The organism is Aquificaceae bacterium (assembly GCA_037722135.1).
Taxonomy (GTDB): Bacteria; Aquificota; Aquificia; order Aquificales; family Aquificaceae; genus Pampinifervens; species Pampinifervens sericum.
Window position 1 is genome coordinate 1 of record JBBKAW010000087.1, and the last position, 2,849, is coordinate 2,849.

The window sequence follows — 2,849 nt, forward strand, 5'->3', positions numbered from 1 at the left end:
TCCTTTTTATACTATTTATAGCCCTACTTTTTTGGGTAGGCACTCCAGATAGAAAATACAACTTCATAAAACTTCAAAAGGAAGAAATTCTGCGTGATATGGAGCAGGCTTATTTGGAAGAAAGATACGAAGAAGCCAAAACTATAGCGGAATTTGTTAAAAGTTCCGAGGGTTTTACAGAAGAAGAAAGACAAAAAGCGGACGAGATATACAAAAGGTCGGAGGATACTCTTAACAGTCTTGTCTACAAGGCTAAAAAGTGTGGCAAGTCCATTGTGTATGGTATACCTGAAGACATAACTTCTCTCTTTTGCGTTTTTATCTCAGATATGACTATTTTTGGAGACGTGAGAGATGTTTTTAGAGAAGTCTTTAACTTCCTTAGAGGCAAAGAGGTAGATGAGTTTGTTCTTGGACTTTCTGCACTTGGTTTAGTGTCTCCAGCTTTTGACTTTTTGAGGGCTTTGAGGAAAACCTCTGCTCTTAGCGAACCCTTAGCTAAGGCGGTTGTAAAGGACAGAAAACTCGCACAGAGCATATGGGATACAGGAAATATATGGCGAAAACAGGCGGGAATAGCACCCTATGCGAGGACTCTTAAGTTTGTAGAAAATGAGAAGCAGTTGGAGAATCTCTATAAATATACTCAAAAGCATGGTGCGGTAGCCACCTATTTGGCAGTGCAAAAAACTAACGGAAAGATTTTAGAAAGCTACAAACCTCTCGTGCTATACACAAGTGCTCCGCAACTCATAAGAGTGGGTATAAAGGACTTTTTTGGTAAAGATGGTCTTAGCATAACATACAAGGCACTTGATGAAATGCTAAAAGAAAAGTTTGGTTTTTGGCATCATTTAATCTTACCTTTTGCAATTTCTCTAATATACCTATTGCTGAACCTTATCCTGCCTTTTAGGGATATAAAAAGTGCTTTTGTTTTTGCAGGTCTCTTGTTTGGTTTCACCTTTGTCTATGGCTTTATGTAGTTTATGAATTTATCTCTATCTCATACTGCTTTATCTTCCTGTATAGGTTAGAAAGGTCTATGCCTATGGCTTCTGCGGTTTTTCTAAGGTCATAGTCGTTTTCCTTCAACTTTCTTTCAATGAAAAGCTTTTCAAAAGACTGCCTTGCCTTCCTTAGGTCCTTTTCCATGAGAAGAGACCTTATATCCTCTGGCTCATGGTCAAAACCAAGAAGACTTTTTAGGTCTTTTTCTGTTATCTGCGTGCCTTCGTGGAGTATGGCAAGCCTTTCCATAAGGTTTTTCAATTCTCTTACGTTTCCTTTCCACGGGTAGGTTTGAAGAAGTTTTCTTGCACCTTCACTTAAATATTTAGGTTGTTTGTTGTATTCTTTTAGAAACTTTGATAGGAAATGCTCAGCGAGTAGAATTATATCCTCATCCCTTTCTCTAAGAGGTGGTAGACTTATCACAAAGGTGGATATCCTATGATAGAGGTCTTCTCTGAAGTTCCCTTTTTTTACCTCGTCCTGCAGGTTTTTGTTGGTGGCACACAGGAGTCTAAAGTCAGACCTTATTACCTGCGTTCCACCAAGTCTTGTAAATTCTTTTGTTTCAAGCACTCTAAGGAGCTTTGCTTGTGCCTTTGGACTTAGCTCGGAAACCTCATCCAAAAAGAGCGTGCCACCATGAGCCAGCTCAATTTTACCCAGCTTTCTTTGACTGGCGGAGGTAAAGGCACCTCTTTCGTAGCCAAAAAGCTCTGCCTCCACAAGGTCGTCAGGAAGCCCAGCACAGTTTATGTCTATAAAGGGTCCTTCGGACCTTTCTGAAAGGGCGTGTATTCTCCTTGCTACAAGCTCCTTCCCTGTGCCACTTTCTCCTACGATAAGGACGTTGGCGTTGGTCTTTGCCACCTTGTGGATGAGTTCCTTTACCTGTAGTATCTGCCTGCTTTTACCAATGATTGGGTCTTGGTCTTCTTCTTTTCTTGACCTTATGGTCTCCCTTAGGGCTTTTTCTACCGTTGTCAAAAGCCTATCCATAGAAAAGGGTTTTTCAAGAAAGTCGTATGCACCTTCCTTTATTGACCTGACCGCATGCTCTGTTTTGCCATGACCTGTTATGACTATAATGGCAGAACCTGGGAGTTTTTCCTTCAGGTAAGAAATATATTCAAGCCCATTACCGTCAGGAAGCCAAAGGTCCAAGAGCACACAATGAAAGTAAAAACGCTCTACCTTTTCCCTCATGGACTTTATACTGTCCGCAGTGGATACACTGTAGCCTTCCTCTTCAAGGATACTCCTTAGGGTTTCTCTTATACCCTTTTCGTCATCCACCACCAATATGTTAGCCTGCATAGGTTATAATTTAACAGCAAGGAAAGGTAAAATACGAAAAAAAAGCTATCATAATGGTGGTCCTAATTTCTTTGCTAATCTTCGGTGCGTGGTTCTTTGCAAGTCCATACATAACCCTTAAAAGGTTCGGCTCTGCTCTGGAAAGGGGTGATGCCAATGAGGTATCCAGATATGTAGAGTATCAAGCCCTGAGGGAAGACCTTAAAATAAAGACCCTTTTAGCCAAAGAGGTGGCTAAGGAGGTAGATACGGAAGAGGTTGGTTTTTCGCCTTAGCCCTTGGAAGCCTGTTGATAGACCCTTTTGTGGAAATGGCAGTCTCACCAGAGGGACGTGCATACATAATGGAAAAGGGATGCATGCCCACAGAAGGAGTAGTAATGCAAAACTTAGAGGCTAAGGAAGAAAAGCCCAAGGGTATGAAAATAGCCACAGACAACACAAATGCAGATACAAAAGAAGAGCTTGAAACAAGTGCAAGCTACAAAGGCATAAATACTTTTGTATATCAAATAAGGGATA

At 41.0% G+C, this 2,849-nt stretch carries 4 protein-coding genes; 3 read left to right on the forward strand and 1 reads right to left on the reverse strand.

The window, feature by feature from the left end; genetic code table 11:
* Positions 1-986, forward strand: a 986-nt coding sequence (locus WKI49_06035) for a hypothetical protein (GenBank protein ID MEJ7622049.1), incomplete at its 5' end; no start/stop codon positions are given.
* Position 987: 1 nt separating this feature from the next.
* Here WKI49_06035 and WKI49_06040 read toward each other — a convergent pair.
* Positions 988-2,328 (reverse strand): sigma-54 dependent transcriptional regulator, encoded by a 1,341-nt coding sequence (locus WKI49_06040; GenBank protein MEJ7622050.1) that lies wholly within the window; start codon positions 2,326-2,328, stop codon positions 988-990.
* Between the two features lie 53 nt (positions 2,329-2,381).
* On the opposite strand from WKI49_06040, the gene WKI49_06045 reads away from it, so the two are divergent.
* Complete coding sequence (locus WKI49_06045; GenBank protein ID MEJ7622051.1) at positions 2,382-2,603, forward strand: DUF2939 domain-containing protein; 222 nt, start codon at positions 2,382-2,384, stop codon at positions 2,601-2,603.
* A 14-nt stretch (positions 2,604-2,617) separates the two neighbouring features.
* Positions 2,618-2,849 (forward strand): hypothetical protein (locus WKI49_06050; protein ID MEJ7622052.1); only part of this gene is annotated, 232 nt, incomplete at its 3' end.

Coding starts and splice junctions, on each gene's coding strand:
- WKI49_06040 (MEJ7622050.1), bottom strand. CDS start 2,328: ATGCAGGCTAACATATTGGTGGTGGATGACGAAAAGGGTATAAGAGAA.
- WKI49_06045 (MEJ7622051.1), top strand. CDS start 2,382: ATGGTGGTCCTAATTTCTTTGCTAATCTTCGGTGCGTGGTTCTTTGCA.